The organism is Metabacillus sp. RB-C-LZQ-3-1, from assembly GCF_058315175.1.
The window spans coordinates 67,200-92,545 of record NZ_JBZFLI010000002.1 but is presented as its reverse complement, the minus strand read 5'-3'; the positions used below and the strand labels follow the sequence as shown (position 1 = coordinate 92,545).

General features: G+C 35.9%; 22 protein-coding genes. All 22 read right to left on the bottom strand.

Annotated features, from left to right (window positions below; genetic code table 11):
- Window positions 1-228: 228 nt before the first annotated feature.
- Window positions 229-1,362 carry a zinc-dependent alcohol dehydrogenase gene (locus AC4GZ8_RS03830; RefSeq protein WP_491080500.1) on the bottom strand — a complete coding sequence of 378 codons (1,134 nt, stop codon included), beginning with the start codon at window positions 1,360-1,362 and terminating at the stop codon, window positions 229-231.
- Between the two features lie 129 nt (window positions 1,363-1,491).
- On the bottom strand, window positions 1,492-2,361 hold the full coding sequence (locus AC4GZ8_RS03825) for a 2-oxoacid:ferredoxin oxidoreductase subunit beta (RefSeq protein ID WP_491080499.1): 870 nt from the start codon (window positions 2,359-2,361) through the stop codon (window positions 1,492-1,494).
- A 1-nt stretch (window position 2,362) separates the two neighbouring features.
- Entirely contained in the window at window positions 2,363-4,099 is a 1,737-nt protein-coding gene (locus AC4GZ8_RS03820; protein WP_491080498.1) for a 2-oxoacid:acceptor oxidoreductase subunit alpha, read from the bottom strand.
- Window positions 4,100-4,307: 208 nt separating this feature from the next.
- The gene (locus AC4GZ8_RS03815) at window positions 4,308-5,231 is read right to left on the bottom strand and encodes a dipeptidase (protein WP_491080497.1); all 924 of its coding nucleotides are present in this window, start codon (window positions 5,229-5,231) and stop codon (window positions 4,308-4,310) included.
- Between the two features lie 104 nt (window positions 5,232-5,335).
- The gene (spoVS, locus tag AC4GZ8_RS03810; RefSeq protein WP_003181955.1) at window positions 5,336-5,596 is read right to left on the bottom strand and encodes a stage V sporulation protein SpoVS; all 261 of its coding nucleotides are present in this window, start codon (window positions 5,594-5,596) and stop codon (window positions 5,336-5,338) included.
- Window positions 5,597-5,830: 234 nt separating this feature from the next.
- Entirely contained in the window at window positions 5,831-6,625 is a 795-nt protein-coding gene (locus AC4GZ8_RS03805; RefSeq protein WP_491080496.1) for a TIGR00282 family metallophosphoesterase, read from the bottom strand.
- Between the two features lie 84 nt (window positions 6,626-6,709).
- The gene (gene rny / locus AC4GZ8_RS03800) at window positions 6,710-8,272 is read right to left on the bottom strand and encodes a ribonuclease Y (protein ID WP_491080495.1); all 1,563 of its coding nucleotides are present in this window, start codon (window positions 8,270-8,272) and stop codon (window positions 6,710-6,712) included.
- Window positions 8,273-8,771: 499 nt separating this feature from the next.
- On the bottom strand, window positions 8,772-9,815 hold the full coding sequence (gene recA, locus AC4GZ8_RS03795; RefSeq protein ID WP_491080494.1) for a recombinase RecA: 1,044 nt from the start codon (window positions 9,813-9,815) through the stop codon (window positions 8,772-8,774).
- Between the two features lie 501 nt (window positions 9,816-10,316).
- The gene (locus AC4GZ8_RS03790) at window positions 10,317-11,564 is read right to left on the bottom strand and encodes a competence/damage-inducible protein A (protein ID WP_491080493.1); all 1,248 of its coding nucleotides are present in this window, start codon (window positions 11,562-11,564) and stop codon (window positions 10,317-10,319) included.
- 25 nt (window positions 11,565-11,589) lie between these two features.
- Entirely contained in the window at window positions 11,590-12,168 is a 579-nt protein-coding gene (gene pgsA, locus AC4GZ8_RS03785; protein ID WP_491080492.1) for a CDP-diacylglycerol--glycerol-3-phosphate 3-phosphatidyltransferase, read from the bottom strand.
- A gap of 137 nt (window positions 12,169-12,305) precedes the next feature.
- Window positions 12,306-13,187, bottom strand: a complete 882-nt coding sequence (locus AC4GZ8_RS03780) for a helix-turn-helix domain-containing protein (RefSeq protein ID WP_491080491.1) — start codon at window positions 13,185-13,187, stop codon at window positions 12,306-12,308.
- A 16-nt stretch (window positions 13,188-13,203) separates the two neighbouring features.
- Complete coding sequence (locus AC4GZ8_RS03775) at window positions 13,204-13,995, bottom strand: DUF3388 domain-containing protein (protein ID WP_491080490.1); 792 nt, start codon at window positions 13,993-13,995, stop codon at window positions 13,204-13,206.
- Window positions 13,996-14,102: 107 nt separating this feature from the next.
- Window positions 14,103-14,360: a DUF3243 domain-containing protein gene (locus tag AC4GZ8_RS03770; protein ID WP_491080489.1), complete on the bottom strand. Its 258-nt coding sequence runs from the start codon at window positions 14,358-14,360 to the stop codon at window positions 14,103-14,105.
- 199 nt (window positions 14,361-14,559) lie between these two features.
- Window positions 14,560-15,270, bottom strand: coding sequence for an elongation factor P 5-aminopentanone reductase (gene ymfI / locus AC4GZ8_RS03765; RefSeq protein ID WP_491080488.1), 711 nt, complete (start codon window positions 15,268-15,270; stop codon window positions 14,560-14,562).
- 106 nt (window positions 15,271-15,376) lie between these two features.
- A complete protein-coding gene (gene yfmH, locus AC4GZ8_RS03760) occupies window positions 15,377-16,663 on the bottom strand; it encodes an EF-P 5-aminopentanol modification-associated protein YfmH (protein ID WP_491080487.1) in 1,287 nt (428 codons plus the stop codon).
- Window positions 16,660-17,937 carry an EF-P 5-aminopentanol modification-associated protein YfmF gene (yfmF, locus tag AC4GZ8_RS03755; protein ID WP_491080486.1) on the bottom strand — a complete coding sequence of 426 codons (1,278 nt, stop codon included), beginning with the start codon at window positions 17,935-17,937 and terminating at the stop codon, window positions 16,660-16,662. Before yfmF ends, yfmH begins: the two co-directional genes overlap by 4 nt.
- A gap of 158 nt (window positions 17,938-18,095) precedes the next feature.
- Window positions 18,096-19,328 (bottom strand): bacillibactin exporter BcbE, encoded by a 1,233-nt coding sequence (bcbE, locus tag AC4GZ8_RS03750; RefSeq protein WP_491080485.1) that lies wholly within the window; start codon window positions 19,326-19,328, stop codon window positions 18,096-18,098.
- 142 nt (window positions 19,329-19,470) lie between these two features.
- Window positions 19,471-20,424: an ABC transporter permease gene (locus tag AC4GZ8_RS03745; protein ID WP_491080848.1), complete on the bottom strand. Its 954-nt coding sequence runs from the start codon at window positions 20,422-20,424 to the stop codon at window positions 19,471-19,473.
- Between the two features lie 6 nt (window positions 20,425-20,430).
- The gene (locus AC4GZ8_RS03740) at window positions 20,431-21,477 is read right to left on the bottom strand and encodes an ABC transporter permease (RefSeq protein ID WP_491080484.1); all 1,047 of its coding nucleotides are present in this window, start codon (window positions 21,475-21,477) and stop codon (window positions 20,431-20,433) included.
- Window positions 21,474-23,003, bottom strand: coding sequence for an ABC transporter ATP-binding protein (locus AC4GZ8_RS03735; RefSeq protein ID WP_491080483.1), 1,530 nt, complete (start codon window positions 23,001-23,003; stop codon window positions 21,474-21,476). Before AC4GZ8_RS03735 ends, AC4GZ8_RS03740 begins: the two co-directional genes overlap by 4 nt.
- 300 nt (window positions 23,004-23,303) lie before the next feature.
- Window positions 23,304-24,380 carry a BMP family lipoprotein gene (locus AC4GZ8_RS03730; protein WP_491080482.1) on the bottom strand — a complete coding sequence of 359 codons (1,077 nt, stop codon included), beginning with the start codon at window positions 24,378-24,380 and terminating at the stop codon, window positions 23,304-23,306.
- Between the two features lie 217 nt (window positions 24,381-24,597).
- The gene (locus AC4GZ8_RS03725) at window positions 24,598-25,323 is read right to left on the bottom strand and encodes a GntR family transcriptional regulator (protein ID WP_491080481.1); all 726 of its coding nucleotides are present in this window, start codon (window positions 25,321-25,323) and stop codon (window positions 24,598-24,600) included.
- Window positions 25,324-25,346: the final 23 nt, after the last annotated feature.

Below are 25,346 nucleotides of genomic sequence, written 5' to 3'. Positions count from 1 at the left end.
GATTTTCAATTACAGAACAAAAGCGCAAGCGCCTTGGTCACCCTAGGGCAAATAAGACGATTTGGAATAGAAGGTGTTCTTAGCCTTTTAATTCCAAATTGGCTTATAACCTCGAGGTGCTAGGCGCTGGAGCTGAATGTCGCACGATTGTCCAAAGTACAAGAATAATTTCCTAAACAATATAAAATACTCAGAGTCATTCTCTGAGTATTTTTGTATGAGTAGTTCCTAAGGCTTTAGTACAACTTTTATGCAATTATCTTCATGGTCATTGAATATTTTATATGCTTCTTTTGCATCTGTTAATGCGGTTCGATGAGTAATAATATCTTTCGGATCAAATTGTTTATCTGTAATCATGTCAAATAATTTTGGCATAATCGGTATTACTGGAGCTTGTCCCATCTTCAAGGTAATATTTCTTACAAAAAAAGCACCTAATGGAAAGTTGTTATAATTTGCGCCATAAACACCAGTAATTTGAACTGTCCCTGCTTTTCTAACAGCTTTTGTTGCAATTTGAATCGGTCCTAGCGTCCCACCTTGTAATTTTAGTTTTTGTTCAATGAATTCTAAAGGCGATTTTTTTCCGTCCATGCCGACACAGTCAATCACAACATCTGCTCCACCGTTTGTTATTTCCTTTAAATGTTCACCCATGTCAGGATATTCAGTAAAATCAAAGGTTTCAACTTTATTCTTTTCCTTTGCATGTTGTAAACGATATTTAAGGTGGTCAACTGCAATGACACGTTTTGCCCCTTCCATCCATGCGAACTTTTGTGCCATTAATCCAATAGGACCACTTCCAAGAATAATGACAGTATCATCTTTTTTTACTCCTGCATTTTTGACACTCCAATAGGCGGTTGGAAGAACGTCAGATAAAAATAAAAGATCTTCATCCTCTAATTCATACGATTCAGGTATAACAAATGGAGTAAAATTACCAAATGGTACTTTTAAATATTCTGCTTGTCCTCCAGGATGGTTACCAAACTTTTCTGTATATCCAAAATAACCACCGGAATCATAATGTGGATTAGAGTTATCACACTGGCTTGTCAAGTCATGTTTACAATAAATACATTGACCACAAGACACATTAAATGGAATAACAACTCGATCCCCCTTTTTTACTTTTGTCACATCAGGACCGACTTCCTCTACTATTCCCATCGGCTCATGTCCGATAATATACCCTTCAGGTAATGGCATATTTCCTTGGTATAGATGCAAATCTGAACCACATATAGCAGTGGAAGTTATTTTAACAATAATATCATCTTTTTTTTCTAATTTAGCATCTTCAACTTCTTTCACAACAACATTATTCGGACCTTGGTATGTTACAGCTTTCATGTTGACACCCCAATCAAAATAACAAGTTTTCTATTAAAGTATGCCTTATTCAACATTTTTACATTCATTGAACTACATTGTTTACATGCAGAAGGGCTGATGATTAATCATCAGCCCTTCGTTATCTACTTACATAAATTCTGCAACTAATTTATTAAATTCTTCTTCATCAATATCCAGCTTCGCTTGCGATAGCGGTTTATCGCTATATCCATTGATCATTTCTTGATATGATTTTTGCTCTGTATTTTGATAAATTAATCCTGTTACTAAGCCATTATGTTTCATTAAAGTTTGCATAGCAAGCTCTTTATTATGTGGATCATATTCTTCAATATCTTTTAGTTTTGTAAGATTTTCTTTAAACCAATCATAAGTGTTAACTTTATTATAAGTTACGCACGGACTAAATACATTGATTAAAGAAAAACCTTTATGGTTAATCCCGGCCTCAATTAAAGCAGTTAAATCTTTCAAATCAGTTGAAAAGCTTTGTGCAACAAAGGTTGCTCCTGCTGTTAATGCCATTTCCATAACTGAAAGTGATGACTCAATTGAACCTTGCGGTGTACTTTTTGTTACAAAGCCTGCATCACTACGTGGAGAAGTTTGTCCCTTAGTCAGTCCATAAATTTGGTTATCCATTACGATATACGTAATATCAATATTACGACGAATAGCATGGATCGTATGACCCATCCCAATAGCAAATCCATCTCCGTCTCCACCAGATGCAATAACTGTAAGATCCTTATTTGCCATTTTAACTCCTTGAGCAATTGGCAATGATCTTCCATGAATACCATGGAAGCCGTACGAATTAATATATCCTGAAATACGTCCAGAACAACCAATACCTGATACAACAGCTAAATTTTCAGGAGTAAGCCCTACATTTGCTGCCGCACGTTGAATAGCTGCTTGTACAGAAAAATCTCCACATCCCGGACACCAGTTTGGTTTTACATTATTTCGAAAATCCTTAAATGTTGCTGTCATGTTAGATCAACTCCTTGCTTCTCGTATGAATTTCATGTGGTAAAAATGGATTTCCATCATATTTTAATAGCGATGATATTTTATTCGCATGTCCCACATTCATTTTTAGTAAGCTTGCCAGTTGACCTGTTGCATTATTTTCGACAACAATCACTTTCTTAGCTGCTTCCACAAGTGGCAGCATTTCATCTGTTGGGAACGGATGGATTAAGCGAATTTGTGCATGATTTACCTTTATTCCATCTGCTTCTAGTCTTGTCATTGCCTCTTCAATCGTGCCTCTAGTTGAAATGTATCCAACAAGCAATACATCTGGATTCTCATGAGAAACATTTTTATAAACTGGATTCTTGAATTTTAATTGATTTAATTTTCTTAAACGTTTATCCATTTGGTCAACACGATTGCCTGCTGCTTCAGAAGGTTTTCCTGTTTCATCATGCTCAACGCCTGTTACATGGTGAATACCATTTTTCATTCCCGGAATCACTCGAGGTGATACGCCATCTTCTGTAACTTCAAAACGTTTAAAGTATGATTTATTTTCAACCTCAGGTAAGTCATCAGAAACTAATTTTCCACGGCGGATTTCAATTTTACTATAATCTAACGGTTCTACTGTTTGTTTTCCTAGAGAAAGCTGCAGATCCGTTAAAAGAATAACAGGAACTTGATATTCCTCAGCTATGTTAAAAGCTTCAATTGTATCGTAGAATGCTTCCTGAACTGTGCTTGGAGCCATGACTACTTTAGGTATTTCACCATGTGTTCCATATATCATTGCCATTAAATCAGATTGTTCTTGCTTGGTTGGTAACCCAGTACTTGGTCCACCACGTTGTGTATCGACAATGACTAGTGGTTGTTCTGTCATCCCCGATAATCCGATTGCTTCCATCATTAGAGATAGCCCAGGTCCAGCAGATGCTGTAAATGTACGTGCTCCAGCATAGTTTGCACCGATTGCCATTGTACAAGCAGCAATTTCATCTTCCGTTTGAATAACTGCCCCGCCAAATTTAGGTAGTTTTTTGATTAAGTACTCCATAATTTCAGAAGCAGGTGTAATTGGATAAGCTGCCATAAAGCGTGACCCTCCTGCAATTGCACCTAACGCAATAGCATCATTACCAATCATGAACATACGTTTTTTTCCATCTGCTTTTTCTAAATAGAGATCCTCTCTATTGTATTCAAGCTCGTCTTTTAAAAATCTTGCACCGTTTTCTATAGCTTGCATATTTTTTGCAACAATTTGATCGCCTTTACGACCATAAATTTCATGAACTACTTCGTGATATTGGCTTGCTTCAATATCCAAAATAGCACTAGTTGCGCCAATTGCCACCATATTTTTCATTAACGAAGTCCCAAGTTCAGTTGCAATTTCAGTAAATGGAACTGAGTAAAGCGTAACATTCTCATTTTCAGGAATGGTTGGATTAAACTTTGAGTCTGCAAGGACTATGCCACCATTACGAAGCTCATGAAAATTCACATCAATCGTTTCTTGATCAAAAGCTACTAAAATATCAAGATCATCAGAAATAGCACGTACTTGAGTTGTGCTAACACGGATCTTATTATTAGTATGACCACCTTTAATTCGAGATGAAAAGTGGCGATATCCATATAAATAATAACCTAGTCGGTTTAAAGCAATAGAGAATACCTCACCTGTACTTTCAATACCCTCACCTTGCTGTCCACCAACTTTCCAGGAAAGTTGACTAATCATGCATTCTACACTCCTCAATATATACATCATTTATTATCTATCTTTATAATATTCCATAATGTTCAGTATACCAACTTTTATAGTTGCTATGTAATTCAAAACTTAGTAAAATGATTGGATTTACACTAAACGTATTCAATTTTAGACCTTACAAGGAAAAAATACAAGAGTTTCCTAAAATAAAGTGAAAAATGGGGGTGATCGTTCATTAAAAAGAAAGATGATCAACCATATTTTGATAAAGGAACTTTTTTACCTGTGACTCAGAATAATGATGAAGCAACTCATTGACTAAATGCTGATAACAGGAATAATTTTCAAGTCCTCCGATCGTCACATCTATTCCATCAAAATCTGAACCAAATCCAATTTGATCTTCTCCACCTAATGAACAATAATAATCTATATGTTTGATAAGATCTGCTACAGTTGGTTCAGGTTTTTCTGTCGTAAAAAACGGGACAAATGTCACACCTATTACTCCCTTTTTTTGAAAAAGAGCAACGATCTGTTCATCTTTTAAATTCCTAACATGTGAACATAATTGATAGACGTTTGAATGAGTAGCAATTGGGTAGTCAGCGATATCTAATGCTTCCCAGAAGCTTCTCTCACTTGCGTGAGATAAATCTGTCCACATTCTTTGTTTATTTAAAAAGCGAATAACTTTTTTTCCAAAGTTTGTTATTCCAGCATTTCGTTTTTCCAGAATACCATCTGCCACTAAATTTGCATAGTTCCACGTTAACCCTACTGATCGAACACCAAGCTCATATAATAACTCCAGATTTTCAATTTGATCACCAATTGCATCACATCCTTCAAGCGTTAAAATGGCTCCTATTTCTCCATTTTTTAAGCCTGTAAGATCAGACTTAGTTTTGATTAGCTTTACCTCTGGATATTGATGAAGGATTTTTTGATAAAAAATATTGATTTGTTGTTGTGCAACATTTAATCGTTGTATGAAAGGGATATTTTCAGGTATAAAGATAGCAAAGCATTGGATATTTTTATATCCATTTTTTAATCTTGATATGTTTACATGTAGACGATCATCTTTAAAAGCATCCATTTTTGGGTTTTCCCAAAGTTTAAAGAGCATGTCACAATGTGCATCAAAAATGTGCAAGTCAATCCTTCTCCTTTATCTTTATTTTTATCATTTTTGATCATATAAAAAAACAGGGTTTGACTCAGCAGAGTCAAACCCTTTTCTTATGATTTGGTAAGAAATCATCTAGGTTCTACGATTAGCTTAATCGCTGTACGTTCTTCACCATCTATTTGAATATCAGTAAATGCAGGAATACAAATTAAATCCACACCACTTGGGGCTACAAACCCCCTTGCAATCGCTACAGCTTTAACTGCTTGATTTAGGGCACCTGCTCCAATTGCTTGGATTTCTGCAGCGCCTCTTTCTCTTAAAACCCCAGCTAATGCACCAGCGACTGAATTAGGATTAGATTTTGCTGAAACCTTTAATATTTCCATTTCTAGTTCCCCCTTCATTTTCAATGAATCCTTGAGTGTTCATTAGAACAATCTTTGGTATATTTTGTTTAAAAGGACCTCCCCTAAATTCCTTCCAAACAGTGTTAGTTATATATCCATTGATACTATATTCACTAGAGTTTAAATATATTCCTGCTTGTTCGCACATTATTTCGAAAAATTCTCATTTCAGTTATCTCTAAATGGAAATATATTTATTTCTTATATCAATCCTTATTCAAAGAACATGTGATCATCATTAATTAGAATCCGCTTAATTTTACTTGCTTTTCCGGTCTTATCATTCACATCTACTACAACACCACTTAATTGAGCTCTGCCTTCTGCTACGTCATGGCGAACAGGAAGACCAGTTAAAAAGCGTTTTAAAATCATTTCTCTGTCTACTCCAAGGATTCCATCGTATGGACCTGTCATTCCCACATCTGTAATGTATGCTGTCCCTTTATCTAATACCCGCTCATCTGCTGTTTGAACATGTGTATGTGTTCCTACAACGACAGATGCACGTCCATTCAAATACCAGCCCATTGCCTGTTTTTCACTCGTTGCTTCAGCATGAAAATCCACAAAGATGATTGATGTTCGTTTTTTAGCTTGTTCAATCAATTCATCTGCTTTTTTAAAAGGACAATCAGACGGTGGTAAAAATGCACGTCCTTGTAGATTAATAACTGCTATTTCTTTTCCACCTACTTGTATAAACGTCATCCCTTTCCCAGGATTATTTTCAGGAAAATTGGCAGGTCGAATCATTTGATTTGCATCATCAATAAACTCAAAGATGTCACGATTATCCCATGTATGATTTCCCATTGTGACAACATGGGCACCTTGTTGAATAAATTGCTGGTAGATCTTTTCTGTAATGCCTCTTCCATGTGCTGCATTTTCTCCATTTATAATAACAGCATGTGGTTGATATTTTGTTTTTAACTTAGGCAAATATTCTTTCACCATATCACGACCTGGTGATCCAAAAACATCCCCGATAAATAATATTTTCATTTATGTACCCTCTTTACTTTTAAGTGTTAAATCTAGTGTTGCACAAAATAAAGAAAAAATAAAGTGGCGCATCGCTGCACCACTTTATTTTGCATATTCAACAGCTCTCGTTTCACGGATCACAGTTACTTTTATGTGACCAGGATAATCGAGCTCTTCTTCTATTCGTTTTCGAATATCTCTTGCCAAACGATGTGCTTGTAAATCATCAATAGAATCCGGCTTGACCATGATACGAACTTCACGACCAGCCTGTATTGCAAATGATTTTTCAACACCTTCATAGGATTCAGATATCTCTTCAAGCTTTTCCAGGCGACGAATATAATTTTCAAGTGTCTCACTACGTGCACCAGGTCTTGCAGCTGATAACGCATCAGCAGCAGCCACAATGACAGCAATGATTGAAGTAGGTTCTGTATCACCATGGTGTGAAGCAATACTGTTAATAACAACAGGATGCTCTTTGTACTTAGTAGCTAGTTCTACACCAATTTCAACATGACTTCCTTCAACTTCATGGTCAATGGCTTTTCCGATATCATGTAATAATCCAGCTCGCTTTGCTAATAATTCGTCTTCACCTAGCTCAGCAGCCATTAAACCTGATAAGAAAGCAACTTCCATCGAGTGCTTTAATACATTTTGGCCATAGCTTGTTCTGAATTTTAAGCGGCCAAGTATTTTAATCAAATCAGGATGAAGTCCATGAACTCCTACTTCAAACGTGGTTTGTTCACCAATTTCACGAATGTATTCATCCACTTCACGGCGAGATTTTTCAACCATTTCTTCAATTCTCGCAGGGTGAATTCGCCCATCTTGAACAAGCTTGTCTAAAGCGATTCTTGCCGTTTCACGTCGAATTGGGTCAAAGCCTGATAAAATGACTGCCTCAGGAGTATCATCAATGATAAGATCTATTCCAGTTAGTGTTTCTAACGTACGGATATTACGTCCTTCACGTCCAATAATACGACCTTTCATTTCATCATTTGGAAGATTAACAACAGACACGGTTGTTTCGGCTACATGATCTGCTGCACATCGTTGAATAGCAAGTGACAGGATTTCTTTAGCCTTTTTGTCAGCCTCTTCCTTAGCACGATTCTCACTTTCTTTAATCATGATTGCAATATCATGTGTGAGTTCATTTTCAACCTTTTCAAGTATGATGCTTCTTGCTTCATCTCGTGTAAGGCTAGAAATGCGTTCAAGCTCTGTTTGCTGTTTACGCACAATCTCGTCCACTTTGCTTTCCATCTCTTCAATATGCTGTTGTCTTTCATTCAGAGAACCTTCTTTTCTCTCTAGCATAACCTCACGTTTATCTAAAGACTCGTCCTTACGGTCAAGATTCTCTTCCTTTTGTAATAAGCGATTTTCTTGTTTTTGAAGCTCATTGCGTCTTTCGCGAACTTCCTGTTCTGCATCTGTGCGCAGCTTATGGATTTCATCCTTCGCTTCAAGAAGTGCTTCCTTCTTAGTAGCCTCAGCATCGCGTTTTGCATCTTCAAGAATTTGCTCTGCTGCACTAGTAGCGCCAGCAATTTTCGCTTCGGCAATAGATTTTCGAACAAAATAGCCAACAACTGCACCGACGATTAGGCCAAGCAAAATGGAGATGATTATTGATACTACGTCCATCATTACACCTCCTCTTGCTATGAACTTGTTTTTCTAGATTAAAGTGTCGGCATGTACATTGTTCAATTTTAAGTTGTCAACATACAGCTCAAAGCTTTTTTTCATGTTGAACTCTTTGCGTCTTTACATGAGTTGAAATAAGACTAATTCAAGTACCAACATTTTCTGCTTTCAAAATGCTTCAATCATGATTCTACAAAAATGTAAAATATACATCTCAATTGTAAATGTGTGAATTTTTATTGTCAAGCCCGTCATCATAATGTTTGTAAGCAGTTAAAGGGCTAACTTCTTATTAGTAGTGGTACCAAAACCGAAAATAAGGTTGTTTTTTGTAGAATTATGTCACAATATATATTTCACACAAATTGAATTATGTTCAAGATTGTATTTAAAAATTCCAAAAGACTTTATTTCTAATTGTATTACTTTACAAAGAGTTTAAACGTTTTATAGCTTTCGTGTAATAAAAAAAGGGCACTAATGCCCTTTAAAATAATTATTTTTCTCCTAATAGATCCAATTCTTCCTGGCTTTCGTCTGGAGCAATAACCTCTTCATCCAAGCCATAGTGTTGACGAATCTTTTCTTGGATTTCTAATCGAAGAGCTGGATTTTCTTTTAGAAATTGTTTTGCATTTTCTCGACCTTGACCTAAGCGTTCTTCATTATAAGAATACCATGATCCACTCTTTTGAACGATATCGAGTTCAGTACCAAGATCAATAATTTCTCCTTCTTTAGAAATTCCTTCTCCGTACATAATATCAACTTCTGCTACTTTGAATGGAGGTGCCACTTTATTTTTTACTACTTTAATTTTAGTCTTATTTCCAACCATATCATTACCTTGTTTTAGGGTTTCAGCACGACGAACTTCTAAACGAACAGAAGAATAGAATTTTAATGCACGTCCACCTGGAGTTGTTTCAGGGTTACCGAACATAACGCCTACTTTTTCACGAATTTGGTTAATGAAAATAGCAATTGTTTTTGATTTATTAATTGCACCTGACAGCTTACGTAAAGCCTGTGACATCAAACGAGCTTGTAAACCGACATGAGAATCACCCATCTCACCCTCAATTTCAGCTTTCGGTACTAATGCTGCCACTGAGTCAATGACAAGAATATCAATGGCACCACTACGAACAAGGGCTTCAGCAATCTCAAGTGCCTGTTCACCCGTATCAGGCTGAGATAGCAGTAACTCATCAATATTAACTCCTAATTTTTGGGCATAAACAGGATCTAATGCATGCTCAGCATCAATAAATGCTGCTTGACCACCTTGTTGTTGAACTTCTGCAATAGCATGTAGAGCAACCGTTGTTTTACCAGAGCTCTCTGGTCCATATATTTCTATAATTCTACCTCTAGGGTATCCGCCTATTCCTAACGCAGCATCCAGAGCTAAAGAACCACTTGGAACAGTTGATACTTTACGATCTGTTTGCTCCCCCAATTTCATGATAGAACCTTTACCGAATTGCTTCTCTATTTGTTTTAACGCCATATCTAAGGCGGCTTGACGATCGCTCACAAAATTTCCTCCTTTAAATCAATCTATAATAAATATAACGCTTTTTCATTCGTTTGCCAAGTGAAAATCGAACATTTATTCGATTATTTTCTCTACCAAAAAAATCAAAAAATTCGATTATCCTCTAAAAGAAAACTCTATAATATACAGCAACCTCTTATACACTATTTAATTTTAACTATTTTTATATTGTTCTTGGAAACTACATGTAAATCAAGTACAAAAGCGCTTAACGCCTTGATCAGCCTAGGGCAAATAAGACGATTCAGAATAGAAGGCGTTCTTTGCCTTCTATTTTGAATTGGCTAGACCCTAGAGGCAGTTACTTAACCGCGTTCTGTCGTTGTAACTGCACTTGCACGTCCTGTGTGATCTAAGGCTAAGATCTGGAGCTGGATGCCGAAGTGTTTATCCACAATTGATGCATTTTATAGTTTTCGAAGCAATAAAAAAGCCTGTTAAACATTGCTTTATAGACTATGCATAACAGACTTCATTATATCATTCTATTTCATTTAATAGTTTGACTAAATAATGACAGCCATACTTTACAGTTCTGGTACGGATGCCTTTTCTTGTACCCGCTAAGTTCAAGGAATATACGTTCGTTTGATCTTCTGTTGCGATACCGATGAACACTGTGCCCACCGGCTTACCTTCATGCGGCTCAGGTCCGGCAGCTCCTGTAAAGCTTATACCAATATCACTATTAAGCAGTTTGCGAACCTGCTCAGCCATTTCTTTCGCACATTGTTCACTTACAGCTCCGTGTTGCTTTAGTGTATCTTCTTTCACATGTAAGATTTGTTTTTTTACTTCATTTGTATACGAGATGATACTTCCATTAAAAATTTGAGAAGCACCATCTAATGAAGTTGCTAATTCTGAAAACATTCCCCCAGTTAAACTCTCTGCTGCAGAAATCGTTTTTTTCTTGTTCACTAGTTGTTTTTTCAACTCATTAATAAGAGTTGTTTGATTATAACCATAGAAAAATTCTCCTACACGGTCATTAATGCTTTTCTCTGCTTCATCCAGTAATTTTTGTGCAACTTGTTCATCTCTATGCTTTGCTGTTAGTCTAAGAGTCACTTCACCGTCTGATGCTAATGGGGCAATTGTTGGATTTGTTTGCCCATCGATTAAATCTTGAATATCTGTTTCAAGTTGTGACTCACCAATTCCGAAAAATCTTAGTACACGTGAAACAATTTTTTCTTGAATCCCAAGCTGTTTCTGAAAATACTCTCTTCCATAATTTTGAAACATCGGTCTCATTTCACTTGGTGGACCCGGCAAAAGCATATAAATGGTTTGGTCGACTTCTAGAGCCATTCCAGGTGCCATACCATAATCATTTTTTAAAATAGTTGAACCGTCAATAACGAGTGCTTGCTTTTTATTATTTTCAGACATCGTCCGTTTTGTCTGAGTAAAGTATGCCTGGATACTTTCCATAGCATCCATATCAAAGATAAGATTTTTTCCTAATGATTTTGAAATGGTTTCTTTTGTTAAATCATCTTTAGTTGGTCCTAATCCCCCCGTAAAGATAATAACATTTGAACGTTCCTTCGCAATCTTTATAGCTGACTCAAGACGAGATGGGTTATCTCCGACAACAGTATGGTAATATACATTTAAACCAAGTTCAGCAAGCTCCTTTGATAAAAATTGAGCATTGCTGTTCACGATCTGACCTAATAATAACTCTGATCCAACAGCAATAATTTCTGTACGGTTATCCATTGAGAATCCTCCCCTTGCCTATATATTATTTAGAATTAACAAAGGCTTGTTTATTTTTATTAAAATAATCCCACCCGGAAATTACAGTGAAAAATGTTGCAACCCAAAGGGCAATTGTTGCAAATGGGAAATTCATAAATTCAAACGGTAAGTTATGTAATAATAAAGCAGCAATCGCGATGATTTGAGTCCATGTTTTAATTTTACCTAGCATATTTGCTGCAACAACTTCACCTTCCCCAGCCAATACAAGTCGTAGGCCTGTAACAGCAAACTCACGGCTAATAATTAAAATCACCATCCAGGACGGGGCAAGTCCAAGCTCGACTAAAATGATAAGAGCCGCAGAAACTAATAATTTGTCTGCCAATGGATCTAAAAATTTCCCAAGGTTTGTTACTTGGTTCAGCTTTCTGGCATAATAACCGTCAATCCAATCGGTAGTTGAAGCAATGATAAATAGAATAGCTCCAACAAAATGCGTGACCAAAATCGACTCTGTACCAAAAGTGAGTTCCCCCCAATTAAAAGGTACAAGCATAATTACCATAAAAACCGGTATTAACAAAATTCTGGAAATTGTAATTTTATTCGGTAAATTCATTTCTTTTTTCCTCCATCATCTTTCAAATGTGTTAACAAGTAAAATGGGACGACTCATCATAAGGCCTGATCCCCATACTAACATACCATATCCTGCGTGTTAGTATGAAGATCAAGACACTTTATTTGAGTCAGTCCCTATTCTTTCGTATAAATAATGGTAATGTTTTGAGGTGTCTTCTTTGTATCCTCATATTGGACTAGTTCACCATTGACTTTCAAATCAGTTCCAGGGACATTCCCCACCCTAACTGTAATTTCAGATTCAGCAGTAAAATCATTAACCTCTGTTTCACCTTGTGCTATTTCTGCTCCAAAGAAAGTCTTACCCTTACCATTTTTAATGCCAACCCATGTACGGTCTTTTGCAATAACCTCAAGCTCAAACTTTTCAGCACCTTTTAATTCATATGTCGTTGTAGAACCCTCTACACCTTTTAGAGTAAGTGTCTGTGCAGGTGTTTCTGGTTTCTCAGGCTCTACCTCTTCTTCAACAGTGTTATCATTTTCTTCCGCAGGAGCCACCTCATCTTGTTGTTCTTCATTCGTTGTTGTGTTTTCTATTCTTTCAAACTCAACATCGCTCGTTTGGTTTGCTGATTGTTCATTCGGTGTTTCATTTTCAGTTGCTTCTTGTCTCCATAACCAGAGGAGAACGGCCACAATAATTACCACAGCAACCACTGCCAATTTTGGGAGAATATCCAGAAGTTTCGAAGCTGATTTTGGCAGCTCCTTATGTGTTTTTACTCTTGATAATTGTTCAGGAACCTCTTCTTTGTATGTACTTGGAACTTCATTTTTGTATTCTTCAAAAAGCATTTCAGGATCTAGGTCAACAGCCTCTGCATATTGTTTCATAAAGGCACGAGCATAAAATTTACCAGGCATCATCGAGTAATTGCCCTCTTCAAGACCAATTAAATACCTTTTTTGAATTTTTGTGATTTCCTGGAGTTCATCCAAACTCATATTTTTTTCTTCTCTTGCTTGTTTGAGTCGATTTCCTAATTCACTCAACCGTAACACCCCATAACTAAAAGTCAAATCCCGAGAGACCTGAAGAGTCAAACATCATCGGTGGATGTTCAACATCTTTATATGTGATTTCTTCATCAGGTTCATTTCGGATTTCTATTATGTAATCAAAATCATCAATTGTATACTCTGTATTCTGAACAAAAATGTCTGGATGTTCTACAACTTTCGTTGCAGAAAGCCGCATTATTTCTCTTACCAATTGAAAATGTTTTTCTGAACCTCTTCTTGTTGATACAATCCCATCAATAATAAACACATTATCTTCACTATATTCATCTGCAATTAATTGGCTTCTAATCGTTTGCTTTAGCAATGTTGATGAAACAAATAACCATTTTTTATTTGCACACACACTCGATGCGACAATGGATTCAGTTTTCCCTACCCGTGGCATTCCTCGAATGCCAATAAGTTTATGTCCATCTTGTTTATAAAGTTCTGCCATGAAATCGACCAATAAACCAAGTTCATCACGGACGAAACGAAATGTTTTCTTGTCATCAGCATCTCTTTGAATATATCGGCCGTGTCTAACAGCTAACCGATCTCGAAGTTTTGGTACTCGTAGCTTTGTAACTGTTATATTATCCATTGTATTTAAAATTGATTCAAGCCTTCGAACTTGATCATTGCTTTCACATTTTAATAAAAGGCCGCGTCTAGAATCATCAACACCATTAATTGTTATAATATTAATTGATAACATCCCTAATAAAGAAGACACATCACCTAAAAGCCCTGGCCTATTTTTTTGTATCTCATATTCTAAGTACCACTCAAATGGCAAAGAAAGCCCCCCTAACATAACCACTACCAACTATAATAAATGATTTTATTAAAAGAAGAAAGTATGAAAGCGATGAATTCAACGAAAAAGAGAGGATCTCTCCTCTCTTAATGTGAACCGTTATTTTGAACAAGCTTTACCATCATATTTGCAATAGCATGTTGTTCTTGTTCAGATGCTACACTCCATAAATCTGCAAGTACTTTTTCTTGTGGATTTTTAGCATCAACTTGCTTTGCTAAATAGTCCCCAATTTCGAATGCCAGGTTGGAAATTACTTGTTCGTTCATGCCTTCGTTTTGAGCATGATGTAAGCGATCACCTAAAAAATCTTTCCATTCATTCCAATTTTCTAAGACAGACATAGGAGTTCCTCCTTTTTAATTGATACAAAATTATTGTTCCAAGAGGAGGTGTGTTTTATACAATAATTTTAGACAGGTAAGAAAGTATAAAATATTGTACTTAGTTTGAGTGTCTAGCCACAAATGAATTGAAGGCAAAGAACGTCTTCTATTCATTTCGTCTTATTTACCTAGGTTGTTCAAGGCGCTTGCGCTTTTCTTAGACCCAGCCACCGTTAACTGAAATAACCTGACCAGTAATATATGAAGCCTTTTCTGAGGCTAAAAAAGACACCGTATGAGCAATTTCTTCGGGGTGACCGAGCCGGCCAAGTGGAATTTCTTCAGATAATTCCCTTATTTCTTCCTCAGAAAAATGAGATAACATCTTCGTTGAAATGGCTCCAGGAGCTACCGCATTGACCCTTATTTGACTAGGGGCAAGCTCTTTTGCTAATGCTTTTACATAGGCATTTTGTCCCCCTTTCACCATTGAATATAGCACTTCACAAGATGCACCTGTTATCCCCCAAATTGAGGATATGACAATGATGTTACCGGATCTTTTTCGAATCATAGGCCGAACAAGCTGCTGTACTAGTTTAAATGGACTTGTAATATGTAATTGAACCATATTTTCGATATCATCATCTTGTAAATCCGTTACTAATCCGTATAAGCTTATCCCGCTGTTTAACACGAGCAGGTCAATAGGCATATTAATTTGGGCCAATAATGTTTCAACACCCGATTTTACTGTCAAATCTGCTTGAACAGGAATAATATTACTGGAATATTTTTTCAATTCATTAATTGCTTGTACATTTTTATTGTAATGTACATAAATTATGTAGTTATCTTCAACGAGCTTTCTAACGATGGCGGTGCCGATTCCGCCACTTGCTCCAGTTACTAATGCATATCTTTCCATATAAGCTCCTTAAAAAATAAAATAGACTTCCATCATTTTAGCATATAAACAGGTGTTTTCTAAATAAAAAAAGGCCTGACAATGCAGACCTTCATTCGCTTGTAACTTATTTAGGAACGACTTGGCATACTGAAAATAAATCCTCTTCAACTGCTTCGTTTAATACATTTGTTATTTCTTCTTTAGAGATTGACTCAAGTGTCGGCACAACATCAAAAAGATTCATTTCATTAAACGCATAGCGTGTAAACTGATTGGCGATATATTCAGGAGAATTGATCGCTCTTAGGAATGAACCAATTTTTTTCTTTTTCGTTGCTTCAAATGTTGAGAAGTCAACACCATTATTTTTAGCTGAAAATAACATTTGTTTAATTTTTTCAGCTAAACGATCAGGATCCTCTGTATCTCCACCAATCATTGCAAATCCAAAGCCTTTTTCCTCTGTATAATCATAGCTAAACGTATCATCAATAAGTCCTTCTTGATATAGCTCTTCATAATTAGTAGAGCTTTTGCTAAATAGCATATCGAGGATAATATTCATTGAAAGTTCATACTTCAATAAAGCTGTGCCAGTTCTATTCGGACTTTTTGCTTTTAGACCAACTAAACATTTAGAACCATGTACGTTCATTTTTAATTTCTCAATTTTTTTAAAAACACCTGAAGGTTCATTTGGAAATTCTCTTCTTATCTCAGATTGTGCAGTAAAATTCTTTTTTTCTTGATTTTCTCTGACTTGCAGCAGAATTTTTTCAGGATCAACAGCTCCGACAACAAATAACAGCATGTTACTTGGGTGATAGAATGTATGATAACACTCGTATAGAGAATCCTTTGTAATTTTTGCAATTGATTCTATGGTTCCAGCGATATCGATCCTAACAGGATGATGATGAAAAAGGTTTTGAATAAGCCCAAAGTATAAACGCCAATCCGGATTATCATCATACATATTGATCTCTTGCCCGATAATTCCCTTTTCTTTCTCAACAGTTTTTTCAGAAAAGTATGGATCCTGAACAAAATCAATTAACGTTTCTAGGTTTCTCTCAACATGACTTGTACTCGAAAATAAATATGCAGTTCGGGTAAAGGAAGTAAACGCATTTGCGGATGCTCCTTGTTTACTGAATTGCTGAAACACATCGCCATCCTCTTTTTCAAATAGCTTATGCTCCAAAAAGTGTGCAATTCCATCAGGCACTTGTATCATTTCTTCCTTATTTAAAGGAACAAAGGTATTATCAATCGACCCATATTTTGTTGTAAAAGTTGCATAAGTTTTATTAAACCCTTTTTTGGGTAGCACGTATACGTCTAATCCATTGGCCATCTTTTCATAATAAAGAGATTCCTGTAATTGCTCAAAACGAATAGGTTTTGTCATGCCGTTCCCCCCATTCCTTTTAAGAAGTAGATTGTATCAAGCTCCACCTTTTTCGCTACTTCCACAACCTCTTCCTTCGTCACCTTTTCTATACCCTCTAAATATTCATCAAAAGACCGATTTATCGATGCTATAACGTTATGATAGACAATTTCAACTAATCCATATGGTGTATCAACTGTTTCTAATAATTGATTTCGTATAACCGCTTTCGTTTGTTCAAACTCTTGATCTGTGAAGTCTCCATTTTTCATTGCTGCCATTTGCTCTTTTATAATGGTAACAGCTTTTTCATAATTTTGAACTTCAATACCTGACATAACCATTAATAGTCCTTTATGACTTTCTACTCTTGATGCTGCATAATAGGCCAAACTTGCTTTCTCACGGACATTTATAAAGAGCTTTGAGTGTGAGAAACCGCCAAAAATACCATTAAACACTTGAAGTGCATAGTAGTCATCATCTCGATATGTGCTGTTTGTTCGAAATCCGATATTGAGCTTTCCTTGCTTTACATCTTGCTCTTCAATTACTTCATTTTCAACAATCTCTTTCTTTTCTAATGAATAATCCATTGCCTGAGGTGTATTTTTTAATGAAAAATAACTTTCTACATTCCTTTCAACTTCTTGGCGATTGATATCTCCAACAACATAAAGATCTATTTTGTCATGCTTTAAAATGTTTTGATAATACTCGTAGAGCGCTTCAGATGTAATTCCATCTACATCCTTTAATTCTCCATTAACATGTAATGCATAAGGTTCATTTTTACACATTTCTTGGACAAGTCTAAGATTGGAATATCTCATTTTATCATCATATACAGATTGAATTCTCTGCTTTAATGTTCTTTTTTCCTGTGTGACATAATCCTCTTGAAAAGCTCCGCCTTCTATAACAGGGTTTAACAAAATATCAGCTAATAACTTTAACGCTTTTTCTAATAATGGAGTTGAATCTGATAAAAACTTCTCATTCGCTACTTCCATTCGAAAGGAAATAATATGATGTTCACCTTTTTTTGATAGATCGACATTCAGAGTTGCTCCATAAAGTTCATCCAAATGCTGTCTTAAGCGAGTACTAGTTGGGAAATTTTGTGTACCTCTTTGAAGAACATAAGGTAATATGGCTCTATATGTAACATCTTTTTCATTCAGGGGAGCTAATAACTTAAGAACTATGGTAATTGTTTTAAATTTAGATGTTGTAACAGTGTGAAGTGAAATACCATGAATATTTGTTTGTTGTTCATCAATATAAGACATGTAGACCCTCCTTTTACCAATTCATTGTTAGTAATTATATCAATACGAGGATAATAAAGGAAATAATACACATTTATTCTTTTCTATCATTACTCTAATGAATCTTCCCTATACGTGCTAATGTTTAAAGTGCAGACAGTTCTAGTGATAGAACTGTCCTATGCAAGTTTTGGAAGTTGATTTGGATCTTTCTCAAAATCTTTATCCGGTTTAATAAAAAGCATTACAATCATTACAGCTATAACGCTTGTACCAGCTGAAATATAATAAACCAGATGTTCACTTACAGACATCAAATAAGAAAAAACGGGCGGTCCTGCAGCAACACCAATAAATCTCATCGAGCTGTATATAGATGTAATCGTACCTCGTTCCTCTTTTTCAATTCCCTCCGTAATTAATGCATCAAGACTTGGCAGAGTGATTCCTATCCCTACCCCCGCTAGAACTAAAAATGAGATTAAAAATATAAATGAGTGTTGTACTCTTAAAGCAATAAAAGAAAAAGTAACTAAACACATCCCTATAATGATGACACTTTTCATTAAGTGTCTATTTTGACCAATTTTTTTACCTGATACATAAGAACTGATAGATAGTGCTAACAAAGGGATCGCTAATACTAATCCTTTTTTTACTCCGTCTATTGCATATTGTTTTTCGAGCATGTCTGAAAGAAAAAATAATACACCAAATAAAACAAACATAATGGTACAACCCACTGCAAAGATGGCAAAAAGCCACTTTCCATCACTTTTAAAGATATCTTTTACACAATGAGCAAATACTTTAAAGCTTTGTTTTTCAGATTCTTTCTGTTTTGGTACTTTTACTAAAAAAAATACAAGCAGCACACTGATTAAACTGAAAAAAGGAATAAACCAAAAAGGCAAAAACCATAGAAAGGAAGCTAAAACAGCTCCAATAATTGGACTTAATACCTTCCCTGCAGTATTCGCTGTTTCAGTCAATCCAAGACCTGCACTTATTTGTTCATCATCTTGAAACATATCCCCTATTAAAGGCATAACAACAGGTGCTGCACCTGCAGACCCTATCCCTTGCAAAACACGTCCTAAGAGAATCATAATAAATGGATCATCCATTTTCCATGAAGCCCAGCCAGATACAGCTCCACCTAACCCAGCTATGATTAAGCAAGGAACCATCACAACTTTTCTCCCAAACCGATCTGAAAGATATCCTGCAATTGGAATTAATAAAATCGCCACAATAGAATATACAGTAATGATTAATGAAACCTGAAAGGCACTAATCCCTAATTTTTTGGAGATTTGGGGCAATACAGGAATTAACATAGAATTTCCTAACGTCATGACAAGAGGAACAGATGATAATGCAAGTAAATCCAGCTTCTTTCGTGCTTCCATTTCGTCTTCACCTGTCTACTAATTATTTTGTTAACAAGTTCATTTTGTGTTAAATGGCGCTAACATATACTGGAATTATGTAACAGCCATTAATTCAAACTAAAACAAGCCTTCTCTAATGGAAAGAGAAGGCTTGTTTATTTTATCGATTTCCTTTTTCATAAGGTGTTCCAAGAGCTTTTGGAGAATCTGCACGTCCAATAAATCCTGTTAGCGCAAGTATCGTTAATACATATGGAAGAATTAACAGGTAAACTGAAGGGATATCCTCTAGTAATGGAATTGTTCCACCAATTATACTTAGTCCTTGTGCAAGACCAAAAAATAATGCTGCACCCATTGCACCAAGTGGATGCCATTTTCCAAAGATGACGGCTGCAAGTGCCATAAACCCTTGTCCGCTTATTGTTGCATGGCTAAAATCTCTTGAAATAATTGTGGCATACACAGAACCCCCGATACCTGCAAAGGCACCACTTAAAATTACACCAATATATCTCATTCTTGTAACATTGATTCCCATTGTATCTGCTGCCATTGGATGCTCACCAACTGAGCGTAAACGAAGACCAAATGGTGTTTTATAAATAACGTACCAAACAATAATAGCTAGAAGAATAGCAAAATAAGAGGTAATATATCCTCCCGAGAAAAAGATTTTACCAATAATCGGTATGTCACTTAATAACGGAATATCCATTTTGTTAATACTAGTTGAAATGCGATCAGTTTGACCTTTTTCATAGATATTTTTCACAAGGAAAAGGGATAAACCTAAAGCTAAGAAGTTTATCGCTACACCACTTACAACTTGATCTGCCTTAAATGTTATAGAGGCAACTGCATGCAGTAGAGAAAAAAGAGCTGCTGCTAGCATGGCAGCCAGTATGGCAAACCAGGGTGTTGCTTTACCTAATACATCATCAAACTGTAAATTAAATACAATTCCAACAAATGCTCCAATAATCATTAAACCTTCAAGACCAATGTTGACAACACCGGAACGTTCACTAAATACCCCACCAAGTGCGGTGAAAATAAGTGGAGCTGCTACGAATAAAGCTGTTGGGATGATAATTTCTAAAGCTTGTAAAATGCTCACTTATTTCCCCTCCTTTTTGAAACGAAATAATAACCAACGGATAAAATAGCTTGATGCTACAAAGAAGATAATAAGTGCAATAATGATTTCAACAAGCTCATTTGGTACTCCAGCTTCTGATGGCATATTAAGAGCTCCAACCTTTAAACCGCCAAATAAAGCGGCTGAGAATAAAATGCCAAGTGCAGCATTTCCACCGATAAGAGCTACTGCGATTCCATCAAAACCGATGCCTGTAAATCCACTTTTTACAGATACATATTCAAATGTTCCTAGACCTTCCATTGAACCGGCAACACCTGCAAAGGCACCAGAAATAACCATGGAAAGAATAATGTTTCGGTTTACATTCATACCCGAGTAATGTGCAGCATCATGGTTAAACCCTACAGCACGTAACTCAAAGCCTTTCGTTGTTTTCTCAAGAAGAAACCACATAATAAATGCAGCAAGTAATGCGATAAGGATTCCGTAATGCATGCGAGAGTAATCTGTTATGTTCTCGAAGAATTCTGAACGTAAAGATGCAGAAGGAAAGACCTTATCCGATGTATCACTTTTGTCTGTTATTACATTTCTAATTAAGTAGTTTGTTACGTGTAGAGCAATATAGTTCATCATAATGGTTACAATTACTTCATGAACCTTGAATCTTGCTTTTAATAGTCCTGGGACAAACCCCCATAGCGCACCTGCCAAAGCAGCAACAATTATAGCTAGAGGCAGATGAATGATTGCTGGTAATTCAAAAGCTATACCAACCCAAACTGCTGCAAACCAACCTACAATTACTTGTCCTTCAACACCTATATTAAAAAGACCTGTTCTAAAAGCAAATGCAACCGCCAAACCGGTTAAAATATACGGTGTTAATTGTCTTATTGTCTCACCTAAATAGTAAGAATCCCCAAACATCCCATACCATAGAGCACTATAACCTGCAATTGGATTGTATCCACTTATCAACATAATAATAGCCCCACAAATCAGCCCTAAAATTACTGCGATTACAGGTATCAAAAGATTCATATAGCGATTTAAATTCATGATTGATTACCTTCTTTCTGACGTTTACTACCCGCCATAAGGAGTCCTAATTCTTGCTCAGTCGTTTCTTTAGGATCGACAATATCTACAATTTTCCCCTCATAAATGACTGCAATTCGGTCACTAACATTTATAATTTCGTCTAATTCAAAGGAAATTAACAGAACAGCTTTGCCGTTGTCTCGTTGTTCAATAAGACGACTATGAATGAATTCAATTGCTCCAACATCAAGACCGCGGGTAGGCTGTGCTGCAATTAATAAATCCGGGTTACGATCAACTTCTCGGCCAATAATTGCTTTTTGCTGATTACCACCTGATAGGGCCCTAGCTAGTGTGGAAGAACTTGGAGTCCTCACATCAAATTCTTTAATAAGGTTCTTTGCTTTGTCATAGATTGTCTTAAAATTCAGAACACCTTTTTTTGAAAATGGTTGTTTATAGTAGGTTTGTAAGACCATATTTTCCCCAATAGGGAAATCAAGAACTAATCCATGTTTATGGCGGTCTTGGGGAATATGCCCAACACCTGTTTCTGTAATTTTTCTAGGATGCATATTTGTGATCTCTTTATTATTCAATTTTATCGTACCAGAATCAACTTTCCTTAACCCTGTGATCGCTTCGATCAATTCTGACTGACCATTCCCATCTACACCTGCAATTCCAACGATTTCTCCTGCACGCACAGATAGACTTAAAGAATTAACCATAGGTACTGCACGATTATCTTTTACAGTTAAATCGGTGATCGTTAAAACATCCTCTTTTGGGTTTGCTGGAGTTTTTTCTGTTTTAAATGAAACCTCCCGGCCAACCATTAATGATGCTAACTCGTTTGGGTTTGTATTCGCCACATCAACAGTCCCAATACCTTCTCCCTTGCGAATAACTGTTACACGATCACATACCTCCATAATTTCTTTGAGCTTATGTGTAATTAAAATGATTGATTTACCTTCTTTAATAAGTGTTTTTAAGATTTGAATTAATTCTTTAATTTCTTGAGGAGTAAGAACTGCAGTCGGTTCATCAAAGATTAAAATTTCTGCTCCTCGATATAAAGTTTTTAAAATTTCAACACGTTGTTGCATACCTACTGAAATATCTGATATTTTTGCTGTCGGATCTACTGCAAGTCCATACTTTTCAGATATTTCTTTCACTTGTTTTTCTGCTTCCTTTATACTAACGGATAATCCCTTTTTTGGTTCATTACCTAATATAATGTTTTCTGTAACTGTAAAAGTGTTAACAAGCATAAAATGTTGATGAACCATTCCAATTCCTAGATCATTTGCTATATTAGGATTGGTAATATTTACTTTGTTTCCTTTAACTCTAATTTCCCCTCTTTCAGGTTGATAAAGACCAAAAAGAACATTCATTAATGTTGATTTTCCAGCTCCGTTTTCACCTAAAAGAGCATGAATTTCGCCTTTTTTTACTTGTAAGGTAATATTGTCATTTGCTACTATGCCAGGAAATTCCTTACGAATATTCAGCATCTCAATAACATAATCCAAATTTGTTCACTCCTTTTTCCTGAACAATAATAAGGTAGGTATAAATCTTTCATTTCGTTCACTTCCAAGCATTATTTCGAAAGTATCCTGGTATGAAAATCACCAAATGTAAATTCACTAAACTGGTGAGTTTTACTCTCACTCGATAAGTTTCTTGAATAGTTAGAAGATTTAAATTTAATGATTTTCAGGAATAAAGGCTGACTTCTACTCTGATCATATCCTCTATCCAAAAGCTTATATATGAGCTATTTAATGGAGGATTCTGAACATTCAAGTAAGTCAGCCCTTATCTATTGATTATTTTGTTGGTACTTCAATTTCGCCATTAACAATCTTTTCTTCGAATTCTTTAACTTTTGCTTTTACTTCTTCTGATAAATGCTCGTCACTTGGTGCAATACCGATCGCTTGTTCTTCAATACCGTATTCGATCACTTCTCCACCTGGGAATTCACCAGCTTTTGCTTTTTCAGAAAGGTCTTGAACAGCAACATCAACGCGTTTAACCATTGAAGTTAAAGTAATATTGAATTCTTCACCATCTTTATATTTTCCGTTTCCTTCTTCATGTTGGTCTTTGTCAACACCAATTACCCAAATTTCACGGTCTGGATCTTGAACTTTTAAGTCAATCGCTTCAGAGAACACACCATTACCAGTACCACCAGCAGCATGATAAATGATATCTGCACCAGCACCATACATACTTGATGCAATTGCCTTCCCTTTATCAGCTGCATCAAAAGCTCCTGCATATTGAACATCCACTGTTGCATCAGGATTTACTGCTTTAACACCTTCTACGAAACCTACTTCAAACTTTTTAATTAAATCCCCTTCAACACCGCCAACAAATCCAATTTTATTTGTTTTTGTTGTTAATCCTGCTACAACACCTACTAGGAATGATCCTTGGTGCTCTTTAAAAGTAATACTTGCAACGTTTGGTTGTTCTACAACACTATCAACAATAGCAAAGTGTGTATCTTTTTGTTGTTGTGCAATTTCTTCAACTGCTGGTTGTAATAAGTAGCCAATTCCGTAAATTAAATCGAAATTTTTACGAGCAAGCGTATTTAAGTTTGTCACATAATCTGCATCACTTTGAGATTGGGAATAATCATAACCGTTCGTTCCTTTTTCAAGGCCGTTTTCCTCACCAAAAGCTTGTAATCCTTCCCAAGCCGATTGGTTAAATGATTTGTCATCAACTCCACCAACATCTGTTACCATTGCTACGGTAAATTGATCATCGGCTGCTTCTCCGCCGCCTTCAGTGCCAGTTCCTTCATCGTTGTTTGCTCCACCACAGCCAGCTAATAAAGTACCAGCAGCTAAAAATAATGATAATGCTAAACCATGTCTCTTTTTCATTTTATAGCCCCCTAAAAAGTATTGTAAAAGAATTAAAATAAACAAAAGTTACAGCCTATACGAGCAAACCACCTCCTTACAGTATAGATCCTGTACACTCGTCTATTTTAAACAACCACTAGGTGGTAAGCACTAAACAGTGAAGATTTTCTGACAAACTTTATGTAAGAAGTATTAAAAAATAGTAATAAATTTTAATTTCTCTTTCTATTCTGACCTATAAACGCTTTCTTACAACGTGAAAACTAAAGTGATCTGCTCTGAAATAATTTAATGAGTATAAAACTGGTTGATCTTGTTCATCATAGTGCATTTGTTTTAAAAGGAGCAGTGATGTTTCAGGGTCACATTCTAAAATGGGGGATATTTTTTCATGATACCCAATTGGTTCGATATGGGTAACAGCATAACTAATATAGATATTAGCTTTATCCTCAAGCAATTTAAAAAGAGATTCCTGTTCATGGTCAAATGTCTCAGGCAAAATTGAAGTGGGAATTTTGTCTAAGCAATAAACAACTGGTTCCCCATTTGCTGTGCGAACTCTTTCAAGCAGAAAGATATCTTCATCTCTTTTACACTTAAACTTTTTGATCTCATCTTCAGTCGCACCTGTTATGGATGAAGAAAGAAAAACTGTTCCTGGCTTAAGGGTTGCTTGTTCAATCATAGCCGTAACACTATTTAACTGCTCTATACCAGAGGTGAATTTTGGTTTAGAATTGACAAATGTTCCGACACCATGTCTTCTAATGATAACGTTTTCTTCCTCAAGTGTTCGCAGCGCTTCCCTTAAGGTGGCTCTACTGACACCTAATGATTTTGAAAGTTCAAATTCAGAAGGTAGTTTTTCTTTTTCGCGATATGTACCGTTCTCAATATCCTCTTTTATTTTATCAATCACTTGTAAATACAAATGTCGATTGTCAGACTTTATGGTCATTGATACGCCCCCATTTTACCCGC